The organism is Rossellomorea sp. RS05, from assembly GCF_039822645.1.
Lineage (GTDB): Bacteria > Bacillota > Bacilli > Bacillales > Bacillaceae_B > Rossellomorea > Rossellomorea marisflavi_B.
In genome coordinates this window covers 38567-64806 of the sequence record NZ_JBDKWY010000008.1, presented here as the reverse complement: position 1 = coordinate 64806, position 26240 = coordinate 38567, and the positions used below count along the sequence as shown (strand labels likewise).

At 51.7% G+C, this 26240-nt stretch carries 22 protein-coding genes; all 22 read right to left on the bottom strand.

All coding sequences use genetic code 11. From position 1 onward, the window contains the following. Positions 1 to 24: 24 nt before the first annotated feature. Positions 25 to 954 carry a homoserine kinase gene (gene thrB, locus ABJ225_RS17920; protein ID WP_218245081.1) on the bottom strand — a complete coding sequence of 310 codons (930 nt, stop codon included), beginning with the start codon at positions 952 to 954 and terminating at the stop codon, positions 25 to 27. Continuing rightward, positions 948 to 2012 (bottom strand): threonine synthase, encoded by a 1065-nt coding sequence (gene thrC / locus ABJ225_RS17915; protein WP_056532798.1) that lies wholly within the window; start codon positions 2010 to 2012, stop codon positions 948 to 950. The genes thrB and thrC overlap by 7 nt, the downstream gene beginning before the upstream one ends. Beyond that, entirely contained in the window at positions 2009 to 3307 is a 1299-nt protein-coding gene (locus tag ABJ225_RS17910; RefSeq protein ID WP_347321255.1) for a homoserine dehydrogenase, read from the bottom strand. The genes thrC and ABJ225_RS17910 overlap by 4 nt, the downstream gene beginning before the upstream one ends. 183 nt (positions 3308 to 3490) lie before the next feature. Then, positions 3491 to 4474 carry a threonine ammonia-lyase gene (gene ilvA, locus ABJ225_RS17905; protein ID WP_286188102.1) on the bottom strand — a complete coding sequence of 328 codons (984 nt, stop codon included), beginning with the start codon at positions 4472 to 4474 and terminating at the stop codon, positions 3491 to 3493. Then, entirely contained in the window at positions 4474 to 5079 is a 606-nt protein-coding gene (leuD, locus tag ABJ225_RS17900; protein ID WP_079514717.1) for a 3-isopropylmalate dehydratase small subunit, read from the bottom strand. The genes ilvA and leuD overlap by 1 nt, the downstream gene beginning before the upstream one ends. Before the next feature lie 11 nt (positions 5080 to 5090). Further along, a complete protein-coding gene (gene leuC / locus ABJ225_RS17895) occupies positions 5091 to 6506 on the bottom strand; it encodes a 3-isopropylmalate dehydratase large subunit (protein WP_347321254.1) in 1416 nt (471 codons plus the stop codon). A gap of 39 nt (positions 6507 to 6545) precedes the next feature. Then, positions 6546 to 7658, bottom strand: a complete 1113-nt coding sequence (gene leuB, locus ABJ225_RS17890) for a 3-isopropylmalate dehydrogenase (RefSeq protein WP_048005705.1) — start codon at positions 7656 to 7658, stop codon at positions 6546 to 6548. A gap of 45 nt (positions 7659 to 7703) precedes the next feature. After that, the gene (locus ABJ225_RS17885; RefSeq protein ID WP_218245078.1) at positions 7704 to 9257 is read right to left on the bottom strand and encodes a 2-isopropylmalate synthase; all 1554 of its coding nucleotides are present in this window, start codon (positions 9255 to 9257) and stop codon (positions 7704 to 7706) included. Further along, complete coding sequence (gene ilvC / locus ABJ225_RS17880; protein WP_218245077.1) at positions 9244 to 10278, bottom strand: ketol-acid reductoisomerase; 1035 nt, start codon at positions 10276 to 10278, stop codon at positions 9244 to 9246. The genes ABJ225_RS17885 and ilvC overlap by 14 nt, the downstream gene beginning before the upstream one ends. Positions 10279 to 10306: 28 nt before the next feature. Then, positions 10307 to 10828 carry an acetolactate synthase small subunit gene (gene ilvN / locus ABJ225_RS17875; protein WP_048005708.1) on the bottom strand — a complete coding sequence of 174 codons (522 nt, stop codon included), beginning with the start codon at positions 10826 to 10828 and terminating at the stop codon, positions 10307 to 10309. Then, complete coding sequence (ilvB, locus tag ABJ225_RS17870) at positions 10825 to 12546, bottom strand: acetolactate synthase large subunit (RefSeq protein ID WP_347321253.1); 1722 nt, start codon at positions 12544 to 12546, stop codon at positions 10825 to 10827. The genes ilvN and ilvB overlap by 4 nt, the downstream gene beginning before the upstream one ends. A gap of 339 nt (positions 12547 to 12885) precedes the next feature. Continuing rightward, complete coding sequence (ilvD, locus tag ABJ225_RS17865) at positions 12886 to 14553, bottom strand: dihydroxy-acid dehydratase (RefSeq protein WP_056532783.1); 1668 nt, start codon at positions 14551 to 14553, stop codon at positions 12886 to 12888. Positions 14554 to 14568: 15 nt separating this feature from the next. Then, a complete protein-coding gene (ilvE, locus tag ABJ225_RS17860; RefSeq protein WP_053428812.1) occupies positions 14569 to 15468 on the bottom strand; it encodes a branched-chain-amino-acid transaminase in 900 nt (299 codons plus the stop codon). 624 nt (positions 15469 to 16092) lie between these two features. Next, positions 16093 to 17238 carry a homogentisate 1,2-dioxygenase gene (locus ABJ225_RS17855; RefSeq protein ID WP_347321252.1) on the bottom strand — a complete coding sequence of 382 codons (1146 nt, stop codon included), beginning with the start codon at positions 17236 to 17238 and terminating at the stop codon, positions 16093 to 16095. Then, the gene (locus ABJ225_RS17850) at positions 17177 to 18154 is read right to left on the bottom strand and encodes a fumarylacetoacetate hydrolase family protein (protein ID WP_347321251.1); all 978 of its coding nucleotides are present in this window, start codon (positions 18152 to 18154) and stop codon (positions 17177 to 17179) included. The genes ABJ225_RS17855 and ABJ225_RS17850 overlap by 62 nt, the downstream gene beginning before the upstream one ends. A gap of 7 nt (positions 18155 to 18161) precedes the next feature. After that, positions 18162 to 18773, bottom strand: coding sequence for a flavin reductase family protein (locus ABJ225_RS17845; protein ID WP_347321250.1), 612 nt, complete (start codon positions 18771 to 18773; stop codon positions 18162 to 18164). Further along, positions 18757 to 19875: a histidinol-phosphate transaminase gene (gene hisC, locus ABJ225_RS17840; RefSeq protein WP_347321249.1), complete on the bottom strand. Its 1119-nt coding sequence runs from the start codon at positions 19873 to 19875 to the stop codon at positions 18757 to 18759. The genes ABJ225_RS17845 and hisC overlap by 17 nt, the downstream gene beginning before the upstream one ends. Positions 19876 to 20132: 257 nt before the next feature. After that, positions 20133 to 21236, bottom strand: a complete 1104-nt coding sequence (gene hppD, locus ABJ225_RS17835) for a 4-hydroxyphenylpyruvate dioxygenase (RefSeq protein WP_481900638.1) — start codon at positions 21234 to 21236, stop codon at positions 20133 to 20135. 120 nt (positions 21237 to 21356) lie between these two features. Next, complete coding sequence (locus tag ABJ225_RS17830; protein ID WP_347321247.1) at positions 21357 to 22775, bottom strand: dihydrolipoyl dehydrogenase family protein; 1419 nt, start codon at positions 22773 to 22775, stop codon at positions 21357 to 21359. Next, positions 22776 to 23900 carry a dihydrolipoamide acetyltransferase family protein gene (locus ABJ225_RS17825; protein ID WP_148985976.1) on the bottom strand — a complete coding sequence of 375 codons (1125 nt, stop codon included), beginning with the start codon at positions 23898 to 23900 and terminating at the stop codon, positions 22776 to 22778. Positions 23901 to 23913: 13 nt separating this feature from the next. Next, positions 23914 to 24909, bottom strand: a complete 996-nt coding sequence (locus ABJ225_RS17820) for an alpha-ketoacid dehydrogenase subunit beta (protein WP_148985975.1) — start codon at positions 24907 to 24909, stop codon at positions 23914 to 23916. Beyond that, positions 24906 to 25970 (bottom strand): pyruvate dehydrogenase (acetyl-transferring) E1 component subunit alpha, encoded by a 1065-nt coding sequence (gene pdhA / locus ABJ225_RS17815; RefSeq protein ID WP_148985974.1) that lies wholly within the window; start codon positions 25968 to 25970, stop codon positions 24906 to 24908. Before pdhA ends, ABJ225_RS17820 begins: the two co-directional genes overlap by 4 nt. Positions 25971 to 26240: the final 270 nt, after the last annotated feature.

Sequence of the window (26240 nt, the reverse complement as noted above, 5' to 3'; positions counted from 1 at the left end):
GTGAAAAAAAGCCCGCCCCTTCGCTTATAGCGTGAAAGGACGGACCTTCGGCTGCTCAAGGACAGAGCTACCTTCGGATGTGATCAGAAGGTGACGGACGAGCATATGGGGAAATGACTGCTTGATTTCGTTAGCAAGATCCGCCCCTTCCCCCTTCCCGGTAAAGCAAGCAATCGTAGGGCCGGCCCCACTTAGAGCGACGCCGAATGCCCCTGCTTCGAGTGCAGTCCTTTCCACCAGATCATAATGTGGTAAGAGGCTTTTGCGGTATGGCTGATGGTAGCGATCCGCCTTCATCATCCTGCCGGCTGTTTCAAGATCACCAGTCAGGAGGGCGGCGACCAGGACGTTGGATACGGATCCTGCAAGGACCGATTCAGTGAATGAAAGCTCATCGGGCAGTGCTTCCCGTGCCTCAGAAGTTTTCAGCTCCGTCGGGGGAATGACGGCGACCACATCAAAAGCAGGATTTTGAATCGATACGAGTTCCACATCCTCTCCCGACTGAGTCGCAATCACAAGTCCTCCGTAAAGGGATGCTCCCACATTATCAGGATGGCCTTCAAATCGATTGGCTTCCTTCAGCTTCTCAAGCATCGTCAGGTTCAGCCCACAGGCGGCATTCGCCAGTTCAACCCCGGCGATGACGGCTGCGGCACTCGATCCGAGTCCCCGAGTGAGCGGGATCATGCTCTCCACGGACAGCTTGCACGGCGGATGGACCTTACCGTGACGTCCTGCTACTTCCATGGCCACACATACGATGAAATGCTCCTCATCCTTCGGGAACTCTTTAAGTTCCGGTGAAAGGGCAATAACCTCCCATCGCTCCGCTTCCTCGGCATCAAGGTTCAGATAGAGGTTCAGTGAAAGGCCGATGGAATCAAAACCCGGTCCAAGATTCGCCGTACTGGCTGGAACAGTGATTTTCCAAGAGCGCCCTTCGCCTACCATACCCCCATCGTCCCCTTGATATAATCCTTCACAGCTTCCCTATCATTAGGGAGTTTCGCCGGAATGACGGGACTATATTCAATTGCTGTCTGGGGATCCTTCAGGCCATTCCCCGTGAGGACGGCCACAACCTTCGATCCTTTAGGCAGCACGCCTGACTGGAGGGATTTGCGGATGCCTGCGATGGAAGCACATGAGGCAGGTTCGGCAAAGATCCCCTCTGTCTTGGCAAGAAGCTGATACGCTTCAATGATTTCTTCATCCGTGACCTCATTGATATGTCCATTCGATTCCTTCAGAGCGTCCACTGCCAGCGACCAGCTCGCCGGGTTGCCGATTCTGATGGCCGTCGCCAAGGTTTCAGGCTGCTCGATCACCCGGTCATGAACAAGTGGTGCGGCACCGGATGCTTCGAATCCGAACATCCTTGGAAGACCTGATTGCTTCTTCCCATCGTATTCCTTGAATCCTTTCCAGTAAGCAGAGATATTCCCTGCGTTCCCTACAGGAATGGCCAGGATATCGGGTGCAGAGCCGAGCGTGTCCACCACCTCGAAGGCTGCCGTCTTCTGTCCTTCCAGCCGATATGGATTCACTGAATTGACCAGGGTGACCGCTTCGGTCCGGCTAAGATCCCGGACGATTTCCAACGCTTGATCGAAATTCCCTTCAATGGAGACGATCTCGGCACCGTACATGACCGCCTGTGCAAGTTTTCCTTGTGCGATCTTACCTTCAGGAATAACGACGATGCATTTGAGTCCGGCACGTGCGGCGTATGCTGCAGCAGACGCTGACGTGTTACCGGTGGATGCACAGATGACTGTCGAGCTTCCTTCTTCGACCGCCTTCGCCACTGCCAGAACCATCCCGCGATCCTTGAAGGATCCTGTCGGATTGGCTCCTTCAACCTTCACATGAAGATCGATGCCCCATTCCTTGGACAGGTTTTCAAGCTTGATGAGGGGCGTATTCCCTTCATGCAGTGTCAATCCGGGTGTCTGCCCCGAAACAGGCAGGTTCTCTCCATACTCCTTGATCAGTCCGTCCCAACTCATGCCTTTCCGCCTCCTTCTACTCTGTAAGTGCTCTCGATGGAATGTACCGTTTCTTCGTCTTTCAGTTCCATAAGGATGTCCTCGAAATGATCCAGGGAGGCCTGATGGGTCACCACGACGATTTCGGCTACTCCCTCCGTTGCCAATGGGTTTTGAAGGATTTTTTCAAATCCTACCCCGTGAGAAGCAAAAATGCTGGTCAGCTTCGACAGCACGCCCACCTCATCCTTTACATGGAGACGAAGGAAATGCTTCGATTTGATTTCAGACGACTCCTTGAGCTTCTTCGTGAACTGGGGATGGACCGCGCTTTTCCCGTTGACCCCAAGCCTCATATTCTTCATGATCCCCACCATATCCGATACGACCGCAGTAGCCGTAGGAAGGCTTCCTGCACCTGGTCCATAGAACATCGTTTCACCTACGGCTTCTCCATACACATATACGGCATTATACTCATCATTGACAGAAGCAAGAGGATGCTCCTTCTGCAGCAAGGTCGGTTCGACGCTCACCTCCACCTTCTCCCCGTCACGATGTGCATAGCCGATGAGCTTCATCGTATAGTCGAATTGCTCAGCATATTGGATATCTTCACCCGTCACCCCCGTGATCCCCTTGACCTTGACGTCTGCAAGATCGACATTCATGGAGAAACCGAGAGTGGAGAGGATCGCCATCTTCCTTGCAGCATCGAGGCCACCGACGTCAGCCGTTGGATCGGCTTCGGCATACCCGAGGTCCTGCGCTTGCTTCAGCACCTCTTCGAAATTGCTGCCTTCTTTCGTCATCTTTGTGAGGATGAAGTTCGTCGTGCCGTTGACGATTCCCATCATCTTCGTGATCCGATCGGAGGAAAGGCCGTCTACCAAGCTTCTGAGGATCGGGATCCCACCTGCAACGCTTGCCTCGTAGAAAAGGTCGCAACCATTTTCAGATGCTGTCTTCAATAGTTCCGGTCCATGGAGAGCCATAAGATCCTTGTTGGCCGTCACAACATGCTTTCTCTGCTTCAGTGCGGATAGAAGGTGTTCCTTTGTAGCCTCGATGCCTCCCATGACCTCTACGATAATATCAATCTCAGGATCGTTCAGGACTTCGGCTGGATCCGTTGTGAGGACCTCCCTTCCGAGCTTCAGATCTCTTTCCTTCTCAAGTTCCTGGACGAGTGCTTTTTTCACTTTTACCGGGCAGCCGATCTGATGGGTCAGCTTATCCTGATGATTCTCTACTATTTTCACGACCCCTGACCCCACTGTTCCAAGTCCCAAGAGTCCGATTGATATGGATTCCATTTAGCCATAACCTCCATGTGTTCATTTGGAATATACATTTGTTCTTCTATAGAGGACATTATAGAGGAAACATCTAGCCCTTACAATACATTTTTCAGAATAAATGGAAAATATATAAAAGACGGGTTCCTACAACGAAAAGAGAGGACCGCCCTTTACGTAAAGAGCCGCCCTTCCCACTGTTTACAGGATATGATGAAGCTGCCGGGCAGACTTCGACAGATCACGGAATACCGAGATCTTTCCTGGATCAATATTTCCTCCGCTGATGACGCAGCCAACCTTCTTCCCCTGAACGTTCACCTTTTTACAGATTACCGCCGCAAGAGAAGCAGCACCCGCCCCTTCAACCAAGGTCTTTTCCCGTTCAAGCATGAACATGATGGCACAGGAAATTTCTTCATCCGTTACCGTCACCATATCATCGACGTATTTTTTGATGATAGGGAAGGTCAGTTCCCCTGGCTTTTTCACAAGCAGTCCATCTGCAATCGTATGGACATGCTCTAGGGGACCTTTCCCCCTTCCAGTGAAGAAGTTGTAGGTGGCAGGTGCCCCCAGTGCCTGAACACCGATGATTCGGACCTTCGGGTGAAAGGCTTTGACGGCAGAGGCCATACCCGCAAGGAGGCCACCCCCTCCGACCGGTACGAGGATGACTTCCAAGTCACTCAGTTGTTGAAGCATTTCAAGCGCTACCGTCCCCTGTCCTGCCATTACCTTCGGATCATCGAATGCATGGACGAAGGAGGAGCCCCACTGTTGTTGATCTTCAAGGGCCGACTGGAAGGCTTCGTTGTACGTATCTCCACCTAGTACAACCCCTGCACCGTAATGTCTGGTAGCCGCGACTTTCGTAGAAGGAGTGCGTTTGGGCATGAAGATTTTCGAAGAGACGTTCCTCATGGCCGCAGCCAGGGCCACACCCTGTGCATGGTTGCCTGCAGACGCAGCAATGATCCCTTTCTCTGCCTCCACTTCCGGGAGGGACATGATTTTGTTCATGGCCCCCCGGACTTTGAAGGAGCCCGTACGCTGAAGGTTCTCCATCTTCATATAAATGTCGCCGCCCGTGTAGGCATTCAAGGTGGCCGACTGCTTCAAAGGGGTCCGGTGCACTTGATGGCCGATTCGTTCCATTGCTTCTACAACGTCAGTGTGATCCATTAAATTCCCAAGCTACTCACCTCATATTTTTTTTCATAGGCATCGATACTGTCACCGTATTCAAGGGTCAATCCGATTTCATCCAGCCCTTTGATGAGCATATTCTTCCAGTAGGGATCGATGGAGAAGGACACCTGCAAGCCTTCGGAATCTTTAATCGTTTGATCCTCAAGTGAAATCTCGATTTCATACTGCTCAGCCTTCCGCTCATTCGCCCAAAGCTGATCAACGATTTGATCGTCAAGTCGGATCGGGAGGATGCCGTTTTTCAAGCAGTTGTTATGGAAGATATCTGCAAAACTCTTCGCAATGACCACTGAGAACCCGAAATCCTGAAGCGCCCAAGGGGCGTGCTCCCTCGATGAACCACATCCAAAATTCTTCCCTCCGATCAATATCCCGGCATCTTTGTAGGCCGGGGTGTCAAGGAGAAATCCTTCCCGAAGTGTCTTCCCATCGTCTTCAAATCGCCAATGATAGAATAGGAACTGACCGAAGCCCTGGCGTTCGATCCGCTTCAAGAACTGTTTGGGGATGATTTGATCTGTATCGACGTGATCCCGGTGCAACGGGAATACGCTCTCTTTTACATGATTGATTGCCATGGTGTCACCTCCTATGATACTGAAATTCTTTCTAATTTCCGGACATCCGTCAGCTTACCCGTCACGGCAGCGGCCGCTGCCATGGAAGGGCTGAGGAGGTGGGTGCGCGACCCGTTGCCCTGCCTGCCTTCGAAATTACGGTTGGATGTAGAGGCACATCGCTTACCCGGCGGGACGATATCATCATTCATGGCGAGGCACATGCTGCATCCTGCCTCCCTCCATTCAAAGCCCGCTTCTTGGAAGATGGTATGGAGACCTGCTTCCTCAGCCTGTTGCTTTACGCTGAACGAGCCTGGAACGACAAGTGCCGTTACCCCTTCCTTCACCTTATGACCCTGCACCACTTCGGCGGCTGCTCGTAAATCGCTCAACCGCGAGTTGGTACAGGAGCCGATGAATACATAGTCAACGGTGATGTCTTCAATGGACTGATCAGGCTCAAGGCCCATATAGTGAAGGGCACGCTCGATCCCTTCACGATCCGACGCGTCTTCATACGACTGTGGATCCGGGATCCTCGCCGTGATGGGTGCCCCCATCCCGGGGTTCGTCCCCCAGGTGACGTGAGGCTCAATGTCCTCTCCCTTCACCTCGATCCGTTGATCATACTCAGCATCGGCGTCACTCTGCAGGGACAACCAATCCTCTTTCAACTCCTGGAATGAGTGATTCTTCGGAAGGTTCGGACGCCCTTCAAGATAGGCGATCGTCGTCTCGTCAGGGCTGATGAGACCTGCTTTTGCACCTGCTTCGATACTCATGTTACAGACGGTCATCCGCTCTTCCATGGAAAGGTTCCGGATGACGTCGCCCGTGAATTCGATAACATGTCCGGTACCGAATCCGACACCGTGAGTGGAAATGATGTTCAGGATCACATCTTTTGCCGTCACCCCAAATCCAAGCTTTCCGGATACGTTCACCTGAAGGGTCTTCGGCCTCGATTGCCAAAGGGTCTGGGTAGCCAATACGTGCTCCACCTCACTCGTCCCGATCCCGAACGCCAGGGCACCGAACGCCCCATGCGTGGATGTATGGCTATCCCCGCAGACAATCGTCTTCCCTGGCTGTGTGAGTCCGAGCTCCGGACCGATGACGTGGACGATCCCTTGATCAGGGTGATGGATATCGGCTAACGTAACGCCGAATTCCCGGCAATTCTTCTTCAGTGTATCCATCTGGAGTCGTGCAATCTCATCACGGATGATATGCCGCTCCTTTGTCGGGACGTTATGATCCATCGTCGCGTAGGTCAGATCCGGACGACGTACCTGCCGTCCCTTCATGCGCAGACCTTCGAATGCCTGGGGGGAGGTGACTTCATGCACCAGATGCAGATCGATATATAGGAGGTCCGGCTTTCCTTCTTCCCTTTGTACAACATGCCTTTCCCAAATCTTTTCAATAATGTTTTTGCCCGTCATGAGCTCCCTCCTTATACTTCTGTCGCATTTTGATGTCTCTTATAGGTAAGCTGATAGAATTGAAGATAGTGCATGGTCTGCTTCCAGTCTCTCTACGACGAGATCGCTCATGGCTTCAGTCCCGACTGCAGTGCCCCTTCCACCGCTCCAAAGGTCGCCTGTCCGGAAGCCTGCATTCAACACTTCCTGCACGGCCATTTCGATCATTTCCGCCTCTTCCTGCATGCCGAATGAATGCCTCAGCATCATGGCCACCGACAGGATCATGGCGAGCGGATTGGCTTTTCCTTTCCCTGCGATATCCGGCGCCGATCCATGGACCGGTTCATAGAGTCCGAATGCATCCTCCCGCAGGCTGGCTGATGGCAGCATGCCCAGTGATCCGGTGATCATGGAGGCTTCATCACTGAGGATGTCGCCGAACATATTCTCCGTTACCATGACATCGAATTGACCCGGCTGATACATGAGCTTCATTGCAGCTACATCAACAAGCATGTGCTCCACTTCCACTTCCGGGTATTCCTTTGCTGCTTCGTTGACGATTTCTCTCCACATTCGGCTTGTTTCCAATACATTGGCCTTGTCGACGGATGTGAGACGCTTCTTCCTCTTTTGAGCAAGACGGAAAGCTTTATGGACGATCCGTTCGATCTCTGACTTTTCATAGACCAGGGTATCGACGGCCACTTCATCTTCTGCTCCCTGCCTTCCGGATGGCTGCCCGAAGTACAGTCCTCCCGTCAGTTCCCGAACGATGATCATATCGACATCTTCAACGATTTCCTTTTTCAGGGGGGAAGCTGAGATCAAGCTGTCAAATGCCTTTACCGGCCGAAGGTTCGCAAACAGTTCGAATTCCTTCCGGATCCCAAGAAGACCTTTTTCCGGCCTCTGTTCTTTAGGAAGGTTCTCCCACTGCGGTCCTCCGACGGCACCAAGAAGGATGGCATCACTCTTCTTGCAAAGCTCGATCGTTTCTGCCGGGAGCGGACTTCCGAATTGATCGACAGCCGCTCCACCGATGTATCCTTTTTCCACTTCAAACTCATGGTTGAACCAATCACCCACGGCCTTCAGAACCTTCAGGGCCCCATCCATCACTTCCGGCCCGATTCCATCTCCAGGTAATACAGCAATTTTCTTTTTCATGAGAATGTCCCTCCCTGAAGGGGCGTCGCCACCCCTGTTATGTTGTTACGAACTTACTTCCACCGCTTCTTTTACGTCAGATGATGCTTTCCTCTGGGCCAGTCGGTTCACGGCATTGAGGTAGGCACGGGCCGAAGCCTCGAGTACATCCTGTGCCGTTCCCCTTCCGCTTGTCTTTGCACCTTCATATTCCAGATGGACATAGACTTCGGCGAGTGCATCCCGGCCACCGCCGACGGAGTTGATCCGGTAGTCAAGCAGCTTCGATGTCCCCGGAAGGATGCGTTCGATTGTATTATAGATGGCTTCCACGCTGCCAGAACCGGTCGATGCAAGCTGGGTGACGCTTCCGTCTTCAAGCTTCAGCTCGATCGTTGCAGTAGGGATATTGTCCATCCCATACTGCACCTGCATCCTTTCAAGACTGAACCCGACTCCTTCTACCATTTCTGTTTGTTTATTCGTCAGGATGCTGAACAGATCATCATCCACGATTTCTTTTTTCTTATCTGCAAGCTCTTTGAACGCGTGAAATGCTTCGTTCAACTTTTCATCCGTCAGCTCGAATCCGAGCTCCGATGCCTTATTCTTGAAGGCATGACGTCCGGAGTGCTTTCCGAGGACGAGGCGGGTCGAGCTGTTCCCGATCAATTCCGGTGTGATGATTTCATAGGTGGTCTTTTCTTTCAGCATGCCGTCCTGATGGATCCCGGACTCATGGGCGAAGGCATTATCCCCGACGACCGCTTTATTTGCCGGTACCCTCATTCCAGTAAGCTTGCTGACAAGGGCACTCGTCTTCTTGATTTCATCAAGCTTCAGGCGCGTCCCTGCACTGTAGAAATCTTCACGGATCCGAAGGGCGACGGCGATTTCTTCAAGGGCTGCATTTCCTGCCCGCTCTCCGATTCCGTTGATCGTCCCTTCGATCTGATCGGCTCCGTTTTCGATCGCTGCCAGGGAGTTGGCCGTCGCCATCCCCAAGTCGTTATGGCAATGGGCGGAGAGCTTGATCCCGTCGATATTCGGAACATTCTCCCTGACATATTTGAAGATTTCTCCGTACTTCTGAGGCGTGATATAGCCGACCGTATCGGGAAGGTTGATGACGGATGCTCCTGCATCGATGACTTCCTTCATGATCCTGACAAGGAAATCAAGATCGGTACGGCAAGCATCCTCTGCCGACCACTGGACGACCGGGAAGAACTGTTTCGCATATTTCACGGCCTGTACCGCTGTTTCAACCACTTGGTCCGGCGACATCTTGAGCTTATGGGTCATGTGGATCGGCGATGTGGCTAGGAATACATGGAGTCTCGGCTCCGCCGTATTCTTCAGTGCCCCCCATACAGCATCGATGTCCCGCTGCTGGGCTCTGGCAAGACCGGTCACCGAGCTGTTCTTGATCGTTTCGCCGATCCGTTTCACTGCGTCGAAGTCACCCTTGGAGGCAGCCGGGAAGCCGGCCTCTATGACGTCGACTCCCAAGCGCTCCAGCTGCTTTGCCACCTCGATCTTTTCAAGCGTATTGAGGTTCACACCCGCCGATTGTTCACCGTCGCGTAGCGTTGTATCGAAAATATCAATGGTTCGCACTGGAGACCACTTCCTTCTCTTTTTTGGAGGATTTCTGCTGTACGAATGGCATCATGGCCCTCAATTCCTTGCCGACCACTTCGATCGGATGCTCGCTTTCACGCTTGTTGATGGCGTTGAACTCTGGGCGGTTTGCCTGGTTTTCAAGGATCCAGCCCTTTGCAAATTTACCTGTCTGGATGTCGGTGAGTACATCCTTCATCCGCGCCTTCGTTTCCTCATTCACGACACGCGGGCCGGAAACGAAATCACCCCACTGGGCAGTATCGGAGATGGAGAAGCGCATTCCTTCGAGACCTTTCTCATACATAAGATCGACGATCAGCTTCAGCTCATGGAGACACTCAAAGTAGGCAACTTCTTTTTGATAGCCTGCTTCCACCAATGTCTCAAACCCTGCTTTCACAAGGGATGTCAGCCCCCCGCACAGAACAGCCTGTTCACCGAATAGATCGGTTTCCGTTTCTTCCTGGAAGGATGTCTCGAGGATTCCTGCACGTCCTGCTCCCACTCCTTTTGCGTACGCAAGGGCTACGCCTCGAGCATTCCCCGTCACATCCTGATACACGCCGAACAGTGCCGGTACACCTGCGCCTTCTTCAAATGTGCGTCGCACAAGATGCCCTGGACCTTTAGGGGCTACTAGGAATACATCCACATCTTCCGGAGGAACGACTTGAGAGAAATGGATGTTGAATCCGTGAGCGAAAGCGAGGGCTTTGCCCGCTGAAAGGGCCGGTTTGATTTCGGCTTCATACACCTTCGGCTGATACTCATCCGGGAGAAGGACCATGATGACGTCCGCTTGTTCGCTCGCTTCTCGTACGGAGTATACGTCGAATCCATCTGCTACCGCTTGATCCCATGACTTGCCTTTACGAAGACCGACTACGACATCAAATCCGCTTTCCTTCAGGTTTAGTGCGTGTGCATGACCTTGAGATCCATATCCGACCACTGCCACTTTCTTGCCTTTCAAAACCTCTTCGTTTACGTCACCGTTATAATATACTTTTACCATTTCTCTCATCCTCTCGATTTTTAATAGGTTAGTTGACGATTGTATACTGCTTCATATCTGTGACGCTTTTGCTGTTGCCTCGTGCAAAAGCGGTGATTCCAGTCCTTGCAATCTCTTTGATTCCGTATGGTCTCAGGAGGTCGATGATGGCTTCGATCTTCGACGTTTCCCCCGTTACCTGGACCGTCACGCTGTCCCTTGCGACGTCGATGATGGCGGCGCGGAATGGTTCGACAATTCCGTTAATTTCAGATCGTGTTTGACCTGTGCTGAGCACCTTGATGAGAGCAAGTTCCCTCGCCACCACTCCCTGATCGGTAATGTCCGATACCTTCAGGACATCAATCTGCTTGTGAAGCTGTTTCAGGAGCTGCTCGATCTTGCGGTCATCTTCCACGTTCACGACGAAGGTCATCCTGGAGACTCCTTCCACCTCTGTATAGCCGACAGAGATGCTCTCGATATTGAACTGCCTTTTAGTGAACAGCCCGGTAACCCGGTTCAATACCCCGCTCCGATTATGAACGATGGCCGTTACGATCCTCTTCATGGTTTCACTCCTATCATTTCGTGTAATCCCTTGCCGGGAGCAACCATCGGATAGACATTTTCCTTCGGGTTGACCCAACAGTCGATGAGGGCCGGCTCATCACTCGTCAACGCCTCCCTGAGGACTGATTCAACCTCTTCCTGGGTCTTCACCTGATACCCTTTGATGCCGTAGGATTCAGCCAACTTCACAAAATCAGGCTGCAGGGAGAAGACCGATTGGGAATACCGTTCTTCGTAGAATGTTTCCTGCCACTGTCTCACCATTCCTAGGGTTCCGTTATTCAGGATGACCACCTTCACGGGGAGATCGAGCTCTTTTAATAGAACCAGTTCCTGCAGGGTCATCTGGAAGCCTCCATCCCCTACGAACGCCACGACTTTCCTCTCCCTGTCTGCAAGCTGCGCCCCGATTGCCGCCGGGAATCCGAATCCCATCGTGCCGAGTCCGCCAGATGTGACCCAGTTATTCGGGTTTTTGAACGAGTAATATTGTGCCGCCCACATCTGGTGCTGGCCGACATCGGTGGTGACAACGGCTTCACCATTGGTCAATTCATATACCTGTTCGATGAGCCTCTGAGGAGAGATGATTCCCTCTGCCCGGTTGTACCAGAACGGATATTCCTGTTTATTGGCCTTCAATCGGCTATGCCACTCCTCGAAGTAACATTTGCTCTCATCATGCTCGAGGATCTTGACCAAAGCGTGCTTCGCATCAGAGACGATCGGGATATGCGTCTCGACATTCTTGCCGATTTCCGCCGGATCCACGTCGATATGGACTACTTTCGCATTCGGGGCGAAGGTGGCCAGATTCCCTGTCAGCCTGTCATCAAATCGGGCACCGATGTTGATGAGGAGATCGCATTCATGAAGGGCCATATTGCTTGTATAGCACCCGTGCATCCCCGCCATTCCAAGGAACAAAGCATGATCGGCGGGAAATCCGCCAAGACCCAGCAGCGTATGGACCACAGGAAGATCATAATGTTCAGCGAATTCCTTCAGCTCCTCGGAGGCCTTTGCGTGAAGGATGCCTGCACCCGCCAGGATCACAGGTCTTTGTGAGTGCTTCACAGCTTCAATCAATTTTTTGATTTGCAAAGGGTTCGGGTGAAGATTCGGCTGATAGCCCGGAAGATCCATCTCCTGCTCCTCAGCCGGACTGGCGATTTGAACGGTAAGGTCCTTCGGAATGTCCACCAGGACCGGACCAGGTCTGCCTGTGGAAGCAATGTGGAATGCTTCTTTGACTATACGGGGAAGATCAGCAAGGTCCCTCACCTGGTAATTGTGTTTGGTGATTGGCATGGTGATCCCGACCACATCCGCTTCCTGGAAGGCATCCGTTCCGATGACGTTGGAAGCGACCTGCCCGGTGAAGATCACCAGTGGCAAGGAATCCATCATGGCGTCGGCGATTCCCGTCACAAGGTTCGTCGCCCCGGGTCCCGAGGTTGCAATGACGACACCAGGTCTTCCAGATACCCTGGCATACCCTTCAGCCGCATGGATGGCGCCTTGCTCATGGCGGGCCAGCACGTGCTTGATGGGGGCTTTGTAAAGAGCATCGTATATCGGCAGGACCGCTCCTCCCGGGTACCCGAACAGAATCTCAACTTTTTCCTCCTTTAACGCCTTCATGAGCATATCAGCACCGTTGATGTTTTCTGCCAGTGACTGTGAAGCCAGATCCGCCTCTACTTTGGCTCTCATTGCCTATCTCCTCCCTTTCATTTCATGATTTTTATGAATCTATCACACAAAAAAACCTTTTCACCCACTACGACAGAGTTTATCTTTCGCAGGGGCGAAAAGGTTTGCTTCCTTTCCACGGTACCACCCTAGTTCAGAGACGACGTTCATCTCCCTCAGCAGGCTGAAGAATTTCAGCCTTCGTTTTTGTAACGAGTAGAGTCTACTCGATCGTTCCTAATCACTGTTCAGAACGATACTCAGAGGGGATGTCGGTATTGGTTGTATTACTGGTTCGCAGCACCACCAGCTCTCTGTGAATACAAAACCCAATCCTTTTGCCTCTTCACCGATTTTTCTTTATTCTGTTTTCAGTATTCCACCTGTGCTTGCCGATGTGACAAGCTTTGCATATCGAGCGAGATATCCTTTTCGTATTTTAGGAGCGGGCTGGACCCACTCTTGCTGTCTGAAGGTGAGCTCTTCCTCTGAAACCATGAGGGAGATGGTACGGTTGGTGAGATCGATGAAGATCGGATCTCCGTTCTCCACGACCCCGATCGGGCCGCCTTCCGCAGCCTCAGGTGATACGTGACCGATGGAGATGCCACGGGATGCACCGGAGAAACGTCCGTCCGTGAGGAGGGCCACTTTCTTCTCAAGCCCCCGCCCGGCGATCGCCGCTGTCGGGGCGAGCATTTCCGGCATCCCTGGACCGCCTTTCGGTCCTTCGTAGCGGATGACCACTACATGACCTTCCTTCACTTCACCACTTTCGATCCCGGCAAGGGCCTCATCCTGCGATTCATAGACGATGGCCTCGCCCATGAATGTCTTGATGGAAGGATCGACTGCCCCTACCTTGATGACACCACCATTCGGAGCGATATTTCCGAAGAGGACAGACAACCCTCCTACAGGACTGTAGGCGTTATCTTTTCTCCTGATGACTTCATCATTCACGATTTCAGCATCTTTCACATTTTCATAGAGTGACTTTCCTGTAACGGTGATCCGGTCGCTGTGGACCGCACCCATCTCACACAGCTCCTTGATGATGGCACTCACTCCGCCGGCATTGTGGACGTCCTGCATGGAATAATCGGACGCTGGGCTGATCTTCGACAGGTATGGCACCCTTTCCGCTACGGTATTGATGCGGTTGATGTCGTAATCGATTTCCGCCTCATTGGCGATGGCAAGGGTATGGAGGACCGTGTTGGTCGAACCTCCCATGGCCATATCGAGGGCAAAGGCATCGTCGATGGTGTCTTTCGTGATGATATCCCTCGGTTTGATGTCCTTCTTCACCATTTCCACAAGGTGCTTGGCAGCGTCCTTGATGAGCTGGTGGCGCTCTTCCGATGTTGCCACGATCGTCCCGTTACCAGGAGGGGCCATCCCGAGCATCTCCATGAGGGAGTTCATGGAATTGGCGGTGAACATCCCTGAACAGGATCCGCATGTAGGACACGCATTTTGCTCGATGTCCAGAAGCTGTTCGGCTGTCATCCTGCCCGATTGATGGGCACCCACCCCTTCGAAAACAGATACAAGGGAAAGGGGTTTTCCTTCGCTTGATACACCTGCCTCCATCGGTCCTCCCGATACGAAGACGGAAGGAACGTTGGTGCGAACGGATGCCATCAACATGCCTGGCGTGATCTTGTCACAGTTCGGAATGTAAAACACTCCGTCGAACCAGTGGGCGTTGATGACCGTTTCGGCTGAATCGGCGATGAGCTCCCGGCTCGGAAGGGAATAACGCATCCCGATGTGTCCCATTGCGATCCCGTCATCCACGCCGATCGTATTGAATTCGAACGGGATGCCTCCTGCTTCCCGGATCGCTTCTTTCACCACGGCTGCGAAGTGATTGAGATGCATATGTCCCGGTATGATATCGATATAGGAGTTGCATACCCCGATGAAGGGCTTCTCCATGTCTTCCAATTTGACTCCCGTCGCATAAAGCAGGCTGCGATGGGGAGCGCGGTCGATTCCTTTTTTGATCATGTCACTACGCACATCAGCACCTCCAACTTACCCGACTTGAGCATTTTGTTTGTAAACTTTTCTTCCATCCTGCGTGACAGTGTCCCTGAACTGTTGCAATAATTTATTTGTACATTCACCCGGTTTACCGTCTCCGATCACACGTCCATCGACTTTGACGACAGCGATGACTTCTGCTGCAGTACCCGTGAGGAAGACTTCATCCGCCGTATATACATCGTGGCGTGTAAAGACTTCTTCTTTCATTTCATAACCGGATTTCTGGGCGATTTCGATGATGGCGTTTCGTGTGATGCCTTCCAGCGCCCCTACATAACCTGGTGGAGTGAGGATTTTTCCTTTCTTCACGATGAAGATGTTATCGGCGGATCCTTCCGCTACATACCCTTGATCGTTCAGCATCAGCGCTTCACTCACACCGGCAAGGTTCGCTTCGATCTTTACGAGGATATTGTTCAGATAGTTCAACGACTTGACCTTCGGCGATAAAACATCCGCACGGTTCCGTCTGCTTGCCACGGTGACGATCTCGATCCCCGTGTCATACAATGCTTTCGGGAATAGGGCGAGCTGTTCTGCGATGACGATGATCTGTGGATGGCTGCAAGTGAAGGGATCCAATCCGAGATTCCCTACTCCGCGGGAGATGACAACCCTGATATAGGCATTTTCAAGTTTATTCATTTTCAATGTTTCAATGATGATATTGCTCATCTCTTCTTTTGAGACTTCGATGTTCAGCATGATGGATTTGGCTGAATCGTAAAGGCGATCAACATGTTCTTCGAGACGGAAGACATTGCCGTCGTACATTCGAATGCCTTCGAACACTCCATCTCCATAAAGAAAACCATGGTCATAAACAGATACTTTTGCATCTTCCTTTTTTACGTACTGACCGTCTAAGTAAATCCACTGCTCGCTCATGTTCATCATTCCTTTCACGATTAAATTTATTTGATTATTCGGAATATTAATTTTCTAACACATCTATTTACGTCCAGGCCCCTTTTAAAAATGGGTGCGAAGACCGCCACTGACCTTTTCTGATGCGATTAAAAATTTTATTGAGGACAATGTTACTCCCGTTTTAAGGGAAGGTCAACACTATTTCGGTAAATTATTAGACAATTTAGATTTGTCAGATTATATGGTAACGCTTTCATCTTTGTCCTTATCATGTTTATAGAACCTAAAAAAAAATAATTTTTTGTTCTTGAAAAATCCTTGATAGTTTTTTCCCGAAGATGTTGAGTTTACAGGGCTCATGACACCCTTAGACACCATTCATCACACCCCTCTCCCTCTCTCCATTCTCAACAATCTCCCACAAATGAGAATCGATCCACTTTAATACTCTAATAGAAGAAACGCTACTCTTTTTACTTTCCGGATGAAACCGAATGGGAACACTCCCATTTGTGACATGTTGCACAAGAACAACCCATTTATTTATGATTAACGAAATAAATGGAGAATCGACTCCCCCTCAGTCAGTTTAAAATCTCTATAAAATAAAAAGCCGGCTCCTGTTTGGAACCGGCTTTCCTTTTATAACCATGTATACATATATGCGTGATCTTCGACATCTTTTGCCTTCTTCACGATCTTCAGGGGCCTGAACGTATCGATCATGACGGCGAGTTCCAATGTTTCTTTTTTCCCGATGCTCGCTTCTGTCGTTCCAGGATGCGGCCCATGGGGAATCCCGCTTGGATGGAGGGTGATCGATCCTCTCTTGATGCCCTTGCGGCTCATGAAATTCCCCTCTACATAGTAAAGGAGCTCGTCGCTGTTGACGTTACTATGGTTGTAAGGGGCCGGTATGGCCTCTGGGTGATAATCATAAAGCCTCGGGACGAATGAGCAGACGACGAAATTATGCCCTTCGAAGGTCTGATGCACAGGCGGTGGCTGATGGACTCTGCCAGTAATCGGCTCAAAGTCTTCAATGTTGAACTTCCACGGATAGAGATAGCCGTCCCATCCCACGACATCAAGCGGATGGTGGTCCAGAACATGGACATGGATCGATCCGCGGGACTTTGTCAGGACGCGATATTCACCTTTTTCATCCCGGGATTCCAGCACTTCCGGTCCCGAAAGATCACGCTCACAGAATGGACTGTGCTCGAGGAGCTGGCCATATTCATTCCGATACCTGCGTGGAGTCGTGATCTGACTGAACGACTCGACTACTAGGATCTTCGTCTCTTCCTCGGGTATGATTCGGTGGATGGTGCCGATCGGTATGATGATGTAATCGCCTTTCCCGTAAGAAAGGGTGCCGAACATCGTCTCTACTTTCCCTGCTCCAAAATGGATGAACAGCATCTCATCTCCATCACCGTTACGGTAAAAATCACTCATCGCATCCGTCACAGATGCAGTACCGATAAGGAGGTCACTATTCCCAAGAAGGTATTCTCTGGCGTTCAGGGCGTCCCCCTTCTTCTCGATGGAATCCGTGAAAAAGTGGCGGTGGTGAAGGGCCCCCCCCTCTTCAAACTCAGGCAGGTAGCTACCCTCGTAGGATGCTTCCGAAACCGCAGTCGGGAGATGGTGATGATAAAGGATTGATTGGGTCCCGGAGAACCCCTTCGTCCCCATCACCTGCTCCCGGTAGAGACTTCCGTCATCTTTTTTGAACATCGTATGACGCTTGTGGGGGATCGTCCCCATCCGGCGATAAAACATGATCCCTTTCCTCCCTTGCACTGATTGTATTCTTCAAGATTCCGAGACCTGTGATCCCAAGTTCGACAACATCACCGGGTACAAGCCAGGGGTGGACTTCCTCACCAAGCTCGAGCAGACAGCCTGTGCCGACGGTCCCCGACCCGATCACTTCCCCAGGGATGAGCATGACATTTTCAGATGCCCTAGCAATCATGGCGGGGAACGTGTAATGGATCTCTTTGTAATTCCCCTTTGATAAAAGGACTCCGTTCACTGTTGCGGTCATCTCCAAGTCGAGACGGTCCGCTTCCCGGTATGATTCCAATTCGTTCCTCGTCACAAGGTACGGACCAAATGTGGTGGCAAAGTCTTTCCCTTTCGCCGGCCCGAGACCCACCTTCATCTCTTCACGCTGAAGGTCCCTTGCACTCCAATCGTTCATGATCATATAGCCGTAGATATAGTCTTCTGCCTGTTCAACCGGAATGTCTTTACCTCTGCGACCGATAACGCAGGCAATTTCAAGTTCGTAATCCAAGCATGCGCTCCCTTTCGGAACCGTGATGGGCGCATCCGGTCCTGAGACACTCATATGATTGGTGAAGTAGAAGACCGGCATCTCATACCATTCCGGTACGACCGCAAGGCCCCTTCTCTGCCGGGCATTCCTTACATGATCCTCAAACGCATAAAAATCACGAATGCTCACTGGATCAGGCAGGGGAGCCACGAGGGATAGCTCCGAGAGAGCATATTCCCCTGTAAGGGCGGAGAGCTCGCGCATGAGCGCTATGCCTTCATCACCCAATTCGATCAGCCGCCTCATCTCCTTCGGTAAACGGCCGCCGCTCGCCTGATGGAGATCAATCACCCTGTCTCCATTTACGAGTCCTGCCCTTATCTCATCCCCCACTAGAAAACTCACTAACTTCATTTCCCTCTCACCTCTTCCGGATCAATTCGAATGTATCGGCGAGGGGCTTCGTGTAGGTTTGGCCGGCCATCCTCCCAACAGGCTCAAGCATGGATGAGTCGATTCTTCCTGCATCATACAGCTCATCATCCAGTCGCACGCACTGCACTTTTCCTATCACGAGGCTTCCTGCGCCTGGGTGGTCCCCGAAATGCAGGACGTCCTGCAGGCTGCATTCCAACTGGACCCGGCTTTCCGAAACAGCAGGGGGAGCCACGGTAACCGATGGCTTCTTCCCAAGTCCGGCTGCCTCGAACTCATCTACTTCAGGTGCATATTCCTTCGCACAGTCGTTCATTTGTTCTACAAACGTTTCACTGACGATATTGATCACAAATTCCTTCGTCGCTTCGATATTCAACATCGTATCCTTCTTCCCGCCATCGGTGCCTCTTCGCATCGGTGAAAAACAGACCAGCATGGGATCGGCGCTGATTGCCGTGAAAAAGCTGAACGGAGCGAGGTTTGCATGTCCCGCCTCATCCACGGTGGAAACAAATGCAATCGGTCTCGGAAGGATGGACCCGATGACCAGTTTATATGCTTCCTGCCATGGGAGCTGATCAGGCTTGATATCCACTTATATTCCTCCCCAGCACATATTCAAGGGCTTTGACGAAAGCACGATTATCCTGTTCGGTTCCGATTGTCACGCGAATGGTCTCGGGATAGCCAAGAAGAACCCCGGACCTGACCAGGAACCCCTTCTTCGCCAATTCACCGGCAATGAGATTCCCATCCTTCCCCGTATCCACCATGATAAAATTCGCCTGGGAAGGGAAGTACGCGAGCCCAAGTCTGTGAAATTCTCCCTCAAGATAGGAACGGCCCGCTTCATTCAACGAAGCACACTTCCCGATGAACGCTTGATCGTGGATAGCCTTGACGGCTGCTCCTTGGGCCAGTGCATTCACATTGAAGACATCCTTCACTTTTAGGAGCTGTCCGGCTACCTCCTCATTCATGACTCCGAAGCCGACCCTGAGTCCCGCCAGACCATAAATCTTTGAAAAAGTCCTCAGGATCACCAGATTTTCGAAGCGTTTCAAAAGCGGGAGCGTGTCGAGGTGATTTCTGTCTGACACGTATTCCACGTACGCTTCGTCCAATACCATAAGGATGTGTGAGGGAACGGCTGAAATGAAGGACAGCAGTTCTTCAGTCCCGACGATGGTTCCTGTGGGATTATTCGGATTGCAGATGAAGATCAGTTTGGTTCGATCAGTGATGGCATTCTTCATCCCGGCCAGGTCATGGACTCCGTTCACCAGGGGCACCCTTACCGAATTTCCGCCTTCGAGGAAGACATTTGTATGATAGCGGGGGAAGGTGACATCGGCCATGATGGCTTCGTCTCCTTCACTGATATAGGCCCTGGAGAGAAGCCGGATCACTTCATCCGACCCATTTCCGAATACAAGCTCTCCTTGGCGCACCCCAAGGAATTCAGACACCTCTTTACGAAGTTCAGTGGCCGCACCGTCCGGGTAAAGGAAGAGCTCCCCATTCCCTTCCTTCAACCAGCTGACGACCTTCGGGGAGCAGCCGTGGATATTTTCATTTTCCGATAGCTTGCAAATGGACCCGAGACCATGCTCCCTTTGTAATTCGACAGTCGATTTCCCAAGAACATACGGATCGATTTTTGTAAGGACTTCCCTCGTCTTGAACTTCATCACCATCAGCCTGCCCCCTCTTTTTAATAGGGCTGACCCCGAGTTTCAGAACGTGATCCCGACCGATTCCTGCACGGATGCAGGAGATGTCCGGATCCCATCGAAAAGCTCTTGGGCCAGCCCGTTTTCTGTTTGTTGATCCCCTATTATTCTCGATCCCTTTTTATTCCCTCTTTGATCATCTATCTCTTTTTTTGCTTGTTTTCTCTATATCTCTATATCTCTTTATCTGATTTTCTCGAATTGAAGGTCAAGCTCATTATTTAGAGATTTCCGCGTCGCTCCTGCTCTCTTTCGATTGATTCAAACAACGCTTTGAAGTTTCCTTCACCGAATCCCCTTGCCCCTTTGCGCTGGATGACCTCAATGAAAAGAGTCGGACGATCCACGATCGGCTTCGTAAAGATCTGGAGAAGATACCCTTCATCATCTCGATCCACTAGGATGTTTAACTCCTTGATTTGAGAAATTTCTTCATCGATTTCTCCCACACGCTCAGACAGCATATCGTAATAGGAATCCGGTGTGCTCAGGAATTCCACACCGTTCTCCTTCAGAATCCCGACGGTCTTCACGATATCCTCTGTCAGAACGGCGATATGCTGTACCCCTGGACCGCCGTAGTACTCCAGGTACTCCTGGATCTGGGATTTGCGCTTTCCTTCAGCCGGCTCGTTGATCGGGAACTTGATCCTGCCGCCATTGTGCATCACTTTGGACATAAGGGCAGAGTATTCTGTCGTGATATCCTCATCGGAGAAATGGCGCATTTCCTTGAAGCCCATCACCTTCTCGTAGTACTCCACCCATTCTTCCATGCGTTCGACATTTCCCACAACGTGGTCGACGGCGATGATCGCCGCATCACGCTCTGTTCTGGAAGAGTTCGCTTTTTCATACCCCGGCATGAAGATCCCGTTGTAATCCTTCCGTTCAATCAAGGTATGGATCGTTTCTCCGTATGTACCGATCACCGCTTTTTTCAGCTTCCCATCTGCATCTTCCAGTGTTTCCGGCGGCATGATTTCAATGGCACCACGCTCCACCGCACCTTTGAAAGCCTTTTCAACATCATCCACCATAAGGGCGATATCCTTGATTCCATCCCCATGCTTCCTGACGAATTCCGCTACACGACTGCCTTCGTGAAGGCTCCCCGTCACAACAAGTCTTACTTTATTCTGCTGAAGGACATAAGAGACGGTATCGCGGTTACCTGTTTCAAGTCCGGAATATGCGACTGTTTTGAATCCAAACGCTGTACAAAAGAAATGGGCCGCCTGCTTGGCATTCCCTGTGAAATATTCAAGATAATCGACATCCCTTACCGGGAAGATTTCTTCGGTCTTCATTGGCTTCTTATCCATCTTTTCCATAACGATCCCTCCGATTTTGTATTTTTCTGATTATTATCGTATGCTCTTTTTCTTTTCTTCTCAAGAGTGGCATGTGAAGCATGAACGCTTTTCTGTAGTGAAGCAACTGATTTATTGAACTGCCTTTTTCCTTCTCCTCTGCAGGTGCACGGCATGCCCCGTGAGTTCCTCGACGGCTTCCATCAGGGCTTCATTGCTGCTCGGATGCGGATAGAGAGGGAAGGTGAAATCCTCTGCCCTTGCTGCCATTTCAAGTCCCAGCACACCCGTGGAGATCAGTTCGACAGCCCCCGATCCGATCATATGGATACCAAGGATCAGAGAAGTCCCTTTCTCCGATACGATTTTGATCATTCCGTCCGTCTCTTCTTTCAATCCTGCAAATCCATTGGCTCTGAAAGGATACTCACTGCAGACTACTTCGTATCCACGGTCCTCCGCTTCTTCTTCACTCCAGCCCGCACAGGCGACGGGCGGATGCATTTGGACAATGGCAGGAAGCCACTCCAGGTCAACTTCCCCCTTATCCCCAGCAATCGCTCCCGCTGCCACCTTGCCCTCCTTGATTGCTTTTATGGCAAGCCCTGGTCCGGGGGTCACATCTCCTATAGCCCACACGCCGGGAATCGACGTGCGCCCCTCCCCATCGACCTTGATTTTGCCCCCCTCACACTCAAGCGGCAGCCGGTCCAGTCCTGCACGGGAGAGATCTGCCTCTGACTTCCCGCACAGGACTAAATGGGTTCCATTTACCTGCCTCGTCCCGGCAGAACTTTCATAATCCACTTCCACTCCTCCATCGTCCGAAACGCTCATAATCGTCACTTCGGTAACGACAGAAACCTTCTGTTTTTTCAGAAGCCTTTTCATCTCGCGCTCAATGGACTGATCAAAGGGCAGTCTCCCCTCCATCAAGAGGGTGACTGTGCTTCCAAGGGCCGCGTATGCAGCAGCTATTTCAATGGCCACATAGTCATGACCGGATACAATCAATCCCTCCGGTATCTCGGTCATGGTCAGTGCCTTACGCTCTGTCAGGACAAATGGGGATTCCATACTGATACCCGGCGGATACACCATCTTTCCACCAATCGCGACAATGGCCTGCTTGAATTCAAAAAGGGAGAACTGATGACCGCTTTCGATCCCGATCCGGTTCTCTGATAGAAACGAAGCGGTCCCATTGATCACCTCGACTCCTCTTGAACGAAGCAACCCTTCCACCCCTGCCCGCAGGCCCTTGATCTTTTCTTCTCTGAACGACTTCAGCTTGGCAAGATCGATGGACGCTTCCCCCATCACCATGCCCATTTTCTGAAGATGCCCCTGCTTTCGGAACTCACTTGCAAAATGGGTCAGGATCTTCGATGGGATGCAGCCTTCATTCAGGCAGGCTCCACCGATCTCCCCCTGCTCGATCAAGGTGACCTGCTTCCCCAATTGGGCGGCACGAAGCGCGGCGTGATAGCCTCCAGGACCTCCACCGATGACCATCAGATCACGTTTTTCAACCATTTCGCCAACTACCATCTATATCATCTCCATCAGCAGGATCCCCGGTTTTTCAATGAAATCCCGCAGTCGATTGGTGAACCTTACGGCTGTCCCTCCATCTGCCACTCGGTGATCGAAAGACATGGATGCATTCATCATGGACCGGATCACAATTTCATCCGACTCATTGACCATGGGCCGCTTTTTCGTTTTATGGAAGGATATGAGGGCCACTTCCGGTTCATTGATGATCGGCGTTGCACCGATCGAACCTCCGAGGGGACCGACATTGCTCACTGTGAATGTCCCCCCTGATGCCTCCTTGACGGTAAGCGTTTGATTCAGCGCTTTGTTTGTCAGTGCCTTGAGTTCTTTCTGAATGTCCTTCAGCGTCTTCTCTTCCACATGACGGATCACCGGTACGATCAACCCTTCCTCCGTATCGACCGCTACTCCTATATGATGGGCATGCTGAAGGTGGACGCACTCCTGTTCTTCATCAAGCCGTCCGTTAAAAATCGGGAATTCTTTCAGACAAATAGACAGCGCTTTGATGAAGAATGCACCCATTGAAACGTCTGGCACATCCCTTTTCCACGCGAGGAGTTCCGTGACATCAATCTCTTCAAAGTGGGTACAGTGAGGAATGGTCCTGACTGACCGGACCATCTTGGAAGCAATCTGCTTTCGCCTTCCCCTGAATGGAATGCTGTCTGCCTCAGTCCGCACAGGCGTTTCCTGAGGGGGTGGTTCCACTTGAAGGTGAGAGTGGATATCCTCATCCATGATCCTTCCCGCCGGACCGGATCCCCGCACCTTTTCAAGGGGGATTCCTGCTTCCCTCGCCAGCTTTCTCGTGAAGGGGGATGCCATGATCCTGGTCTTTTGTGCCGTGGCCAAGGATGCCCGTTTGGGCGCTGTCGACGCCTTGCCGGAGCCCATGATCAAAACCGTCTCACCGACGCGGATCGTATCCCCTTCCTTTACATTGAACCCTTTGATGATTCCATTGGCCGGTGCCGGGATTTCCGCTGTCATCTTGTCTGTCTGAACTTCCACCAGCGGTTGATCCGCACGCACCTGTTCACCGACCCCCACCAAGAAGGCGTTGATTGTCGCCTCGGTCATACCTTCTCCTATATCATGCAGCTTGACCTCCATTGGCTCCCTCCTTTCAAAATGCCGCTGCTCTCTCAATTGCTTCGAGGACGCGGCCCGTATCCGGCAGATAATAGTCTTCATATCCAAAATAGGGGACAGGCGTATCGAATCCAGTCACCCTCTCCACAGGAGCTTTCTGAAAGAGGAAAGAAAAGTCGTTGATGATGGCAAGGACATCGTTGCCTACACCCCCTGTGGCGTGAGCTTCATGGACGATGACGGTCCTCCCTGTCCTCTGGACAGATTCGGTGATAAGATCCTTGTCCAAGGGAGACAGCGTCCTCATATCGAGTACCTCGCATGAAATCCCCTTTTCCCCTGCCTTCTTCGCTGCCTCTTCTGCCACCTTCACCATTGCTCCCCATGCAATGACCGTGACATCGTCCCCTTCAAGGACGGTCCTTCCTTTACCGATTTCAACCGTATACTTCCCCTCGGGTACTTCCTCACGTGTCGACCGATAGCACTGCATGGGCTCAAGGAATAAGACCGGATCCGGGTCTTCAATGGCCGCAATCAACAACCCCTTTGCCTCCCGGGGAGTTGAAGGACACACGACCTTGATGCCCGGCATATGGGTGAACAGCGTCTCCGTACTATCGGAATGGATCTCAGGTGCCCGGACACCTGCTCCGTACGGGGCCCGTATGACCATGGGGCATGTATAATGCCCGAGCGTTCTTGAGCGCAGCCGGCTTGCGTGTGTCATGATCTGCTCATAAGCGGGATAAATGAATCCGAGGAACTGGACCTCTGCTACAGGGCGGAATCCATTTACCGCCATTCCAATCGCAGCACCGATGAATCCGGCCTCACTCAGGGGTGTGTCGAGCACCCGATCTTCACCGAACTCTGCCTGGAGGCCATCCGTTGCACGGAAGACCCCGCCGTTCGTCCCGATATCCTCCCCAAGGAGCAGGGTATCACTCCGTTCGTTCAACATGACTCGAAGGCCGTCCGTGATCGCCTGTACCATCGTCATCGTTTTGGTTGTTGTCATGATACTCATCTTGATCCCCCCTTCAGATGTGAAAGCAATCTTTCTTTCTGCTGAAGGACGGGCCAAGTCGGTGTTTCGAATACATGATCAAAGATCAAGGACGGGTCCGGCTCAGGATACTGTTCCAGATCCGCAACAGCCGCATCGACCTCCTTGGCATACTCCAGCTTTACGGAATCCAGCCACTCCTCATCGCACCAGCCTTTTTTCTCCATATAGCGCTGTAGCCTGTCTATCGGATCTTCCCTTCTTTTCACATCGCTCTCTCCCTGATCCCTGTATTTCGAGGGATCATCTGCTGTCGTATGAGCACCGTACCTCCACGTCACAGCTTCAATAAGCGTTGGTCCTTCCCCTCTCCTCGCCCGCTCCAATGCATTCTTTGTTTCAAAATAAACAGCGAACACATCATTCCCGTCGATCCTGACACTCGGGATGTCATATGCAAGGGCCTTTTGAGCAATCGTCTTCGTCTTCATCTGCTTGTGGATCGGTACCGAAATGGCATAGCGGTTGTTCTGGTTGAAGAAGACCACGGGAGCCCCCCATACGCTCGCTAGGTTAAGACCTTCATGGAAATCTCCTTCGGATGTCGCTCCATCACCGAAATACGCGATGGCGGCATTCTCCGTCCCTTTCCTCTTTTCGGCATATGCCGCCCCCACCGCATGAGGAAGCTGTGTCGCAATCGGGATGCCAGGAGTAAAGATATTCTTTCCGTCAGGAGGGACACAGCCTTCATTCCGCCCCTTCCAAAACAGAAGGATCTGAAGCAGCGGATGCCCAAAGGTCATGGTCGCCCCATGATCCCGGTACGTCGGAAAAAGCCAGTCCTTTTCATGCAGGGCCATGGCGCTCCCCACCTGGGAAGCCTCTTGGCCCTCAAAAGGGGCATAGGTGCCAATACGCCCCTGCCGTTGAAGACTCACTGCCTTGCGGTCGAACGTCCGGATACGGATAAGGTGGCGCAGGAACGTCCTCGCCAACCCTTCGGACACCTCTTTCTCACTGTCGGGGCTCAACTCCCCATGGGGATTCAGCACTTGAACGATCGGAAACTGTTCGATCATTCCCTCACCTCTCTCATGGGGATGCGTCCCCATTGTTTTATTTTGGGTGTTTTGATGATTGCAAGAATGTCAGGTTGATAGGTTTTCTTTTTACTATTGGTTTTTGCTTAGGGCGGCGAGCCGCCTACGCTTTTCTTTCTGTCTAGCTACGGCGGCTTGACCCTCGAGGTCATAAGTCATGACCGCCAAAAGGGCCAAGACCATGCCCTTCTGACGATCCCACCTTATGCTTGTCGGGTCAGAACGAGCCGCCTACGCTTTTCTTTCTGT